The organism is Streptomyces sp. (assembly GCF_031178505.1).
Classification (GTDB): domain Bacteria; phylum Actinomycetota; class Actinomycetes; order Streptomycetales; family Streptomycetaceae; genus Streptomyces; species Streptomyces gulbargensis.
The window spans coordinates 1-3,249 of the sequence record NZ_JAPSIW010000774.1 but is presented as its reverse complement, the minus strand read 5'-3'; the positions used below and the strand labels follow the sequence as shown (position 1 = coordinate 3,249).

Sequence of the window (3,249 nt, the reverse complement as noted above, 5' to 3'; positions counted from 1 at the left end):
CACGGCATCCCGGTGGACGTGGTCCCCGGGATCACCAGCGCGGTCTCCGTGCCCGGGGCCGCCGGGATCCCCGTGACCTTCCGCGAGGTCTCCCGCATGTTCACCGTCGCCTCCGGCCACGTCCCGTTCTCCGAGGCCGAGCTCGCCCACTTCGCCGGTCTCGGCGCCTCCGGCGGGACACTGGTGGTCCTCATGGGCGTGGCCACCCTCCCGCACCTCGTGGCCGGCCTCGTCCGCTCCGGGGCGGACCCCGCCACCCCGCTGGCCGTGGTGGAGCGCGGCTTCACCGACCGGCAGCGCTCCACGATCACGACCCTCGCCCGTGCGGTCGAGGACACCGCGGCGGCCGGCTGCGGCTCCCCCGCCGTCGTCGTCATCGGGCCCGTGGTGCGCCTCGCGAGCGCGGACCGGGACGCCTTCCTCGCCGAGGTGACCGCGCATGGCTGCTGAGGAGCTGCCCCTGGCCGGGCGGGTGGTGGGCGTCACCGCGCACCGCCGCTCCGAGGACCAGATCGCCGCGCTCGAGCGGCGCGGCGCCCGGGTGATCCACGCCCCGGCGCTGAAGGTCGAGCCGGTCGGCGAGGACGCCGGGCTCGCGGCGGCCTCGCGGTCGATGTTCGAGGCCCGTCCGGACCTGGTCCTGCTCACCACCGGCTACGGGCTGCGCCGGTGGCACGACGCCGCCGAGGCCCAGGGCTTCGACGCCGAGCTGCTGCTGTGCCTGCACGAGGCCGCGGTCTACGTGCGCGGGCCGAAGGGCCGCGGCGCGGTGCGCGGTCTGGGCCTCGAGGACGCGGGCATGTCCGCCGACGAGACCACCCGGGGGCTCGTGGACCTCGTGCTCGCCGAGCACGACGGTGACCTCTCCGGGCGCACGGTCGGCCTGCAGCTGCACGGGATCGCCGACGTCGCCCAGCGGCGCCGGCTCACCGACGCCGGCGCCCGGGTGCTGACCGTGACCCCCTACCGCTGGGCCTCCGCCGACGACGCCGGGCAGGTGCCGGTGCTGGTGCGCGAGGCCGCCGCCGGCCGGGTCGACGCGGTCACGTTCACCGCCGCCCCGGCCGTGGACGCGCTGTTCAGCACGGCCGAGGAGCTCGGGCTGCACGAGGAGCTGCTGGCCGCGTTCCGCGGGGGCATGCTCGCCGCGACCGTCGGCCCCGTCACCGCCGCCCCGCTCGAGGAGCTGGGCCTGTCCCCGCTGGTGCCCGAGCGGTTCCGGATGGGCGCGATGCTCAAGCAGCTCACGGAGACCCTCGCCCGCCCCGCAGGCGTCCCCGAGAAGTTGGAGCGGTCCTAAACCGCTCTCGGACCCGGGCACTTCATCGGCCGCCTCTGTCCGTCGGTAGCCCGTGCCAGACCACTGACCGCCTGATCGATCAGCAGAAGCGCACTGTACCAACCGGCACCCATCGCATCATCGTCGTGATGGCGCACGGCCCTTCGTTGACGACTTGGCCCGTCGGCACGGGAGGGGCGGCTGAACTGCGGTGGGAGTAAGACGACGGAATCGGGGTATTCCGACGGATCTCTGTCACCCATCAGCAGCCATGATCAGAGCACTTCGAGAGGTGAACTGATGCTGAGCGTGCACGGCCTGGGGCCGAACGGTCGTTGCACGGCTTCGACTTCATGGCTACACGAGCCACCTGAGTCGCGCACCAGGCCTCTCACGCTCCGGCCCATGAGCGAGGTCTTTCGTGTGCCGACATGCGCAGGCCTTCCCGCGGAAGATGCTTGACCTGATCTTGCAGTCCGCCCCCGGGCGCAACACACAGTCATGGTAGAAGAAAAGTTGACACCTCAATTTGTGGGGAACCTGGGGGACATCTACTGGCGCCACACCTCCCTTCAGGGGACAAAAATCGTCGCTACGCCTCCCGCTGAGTTCATCCTTTCTAGGAGAATGCTGCTCTTCACTTGGACAAATGCATGAGATGCCAAGCAAGGGGGGTACATGAGCTATTGACTCAAGCATGCAAGAAAATGGACGTTTCCTGTCACCATGAAAGTAGTTGACCCATCCACGGGATGGGTCAATTGGTCTGTCGGGGGGATGGATCAAGTGCGGGGAAACGAGTGCACATTGGCAAAAGTACGTGGTGGGCCCAGCTCTCTGCCGGTCCGTAGCGGTCGCGGTGGGAACAGGAAGACCCGGGGTACGGATGAACCGGGGGGATCTGCCGCACCCCCCGTCTTCTTCGATCCGAGCGGAAAACGATGGTATCGGATTCTCGCCAGTTTGATCGTTCTTCTGTGCATGGCCGTCGGGTCGGTGTCGTGGATACTACCGAGAGCTCTGGACCAGACCTGGGATCAACCACTCAACCAAGAGCTCAGCTATCCCAAAGAGCTGTTGAACAGCGGTGACCCCGATGCCATACCAGTTGTCGGAGAACTGTCCGATTACGCATTTGTCCGGATGACCCTAGTGGAGCGCACCGAGGGGCGAACAGTCCTGAAGGACCCCTTCAGCGACCAAGTCTTCCGCGTCCTGACGGCGTCGGAAGCCAGGAAGGTCGGCGACAGCCCCTACGCCATGGAGCGCTTCGGGCGGCCTGCCGACGGCCAGTTGATGCTCACCTTCGACGACGGTCCGGATGATGTCTTCACGCCCCAGATTCTTGACGTCCTCGCCTCCGAGAACGTACCTGCTACGTTCTTCGACACCGGCACCAGCATCGTGGAGAATCCGGAGGTCTTCCGGCGCACCGTCCGAGAAGGACACATGGTGGGAAACCACACCATGACACATCTCAGCGACTGGGAAAACCCGACTTTCCAACACCGTGAGGAACTTATCGGCACCGACCGGACGATGCGATCCGTCGGCGACTATGGGACGCGCCTTTTCCGCTTCCCGGAAGGCAACCCGGAGCTGAAGCCGCTGGCACTGCTCCAGGCGCAGCAACTCGGTTACCTGCACGTGAACATGGACCTCGACACGTGGGACTGGAACTACGGGCCGGATGAGACAGTCCCGCTACCAGAGCTGGATGGCAAGGGCCACATCGTGGTCATGCATGCTGGAGGCACAGACCGGACAGCAACGGTCGCCATGCTGAAGGAACTGATTGCGGACGCTAAGGCTCAGGGCTACACCTTCACCACGTTGGCTCCCATCCTCCCGGAGGGCTACCTTCCGACAACGCAGGCGGAGCCCGCACTGGCCGATGATGCCACCGCGTGGACTCTCTCCGCGGCGACAGTAATGCCAGGTGTCGTCAACGACTGGCTTTTCTGGTTCTG

Annotated in this window: 3 protein-coding genes; all 3 read left to right on the top strand. The window is 66.9% G+C overall.

The window, feature by feature from the left end:
* Positions 1-450: SAM-dependent methyltransferase (locus RIF68_RS32130; RefSeq protein ID WP_309054789.1), on the top strand; the 450-nt coding region annotated here is incomplete at its 5' end.
* Positions 440-1,300 (top strand): uroporphyrinogen-III synthase, encoded by an 861-nt coding sequence (locus tag RIF68_RS32125; RefSeq protein WP_309054788.1) that lies wholly within the window; start codon positions 440-442, stop codon positions 1,298-1,300. The genes RIF68_RS32130 and RIF68_RS32125, both read left to right, overlap by 11 nt.
* A 942-nt stretch (positions 1,301-2,242) precedes the next feature.
* On the top strand, positions 2,243-3,249 hold a 1,007-nt coding region (locus tag RIF68_RS32120), incomplete at its 3' end, for a polysaccharide deacetylase family protein (protein ID WP_309054787.1).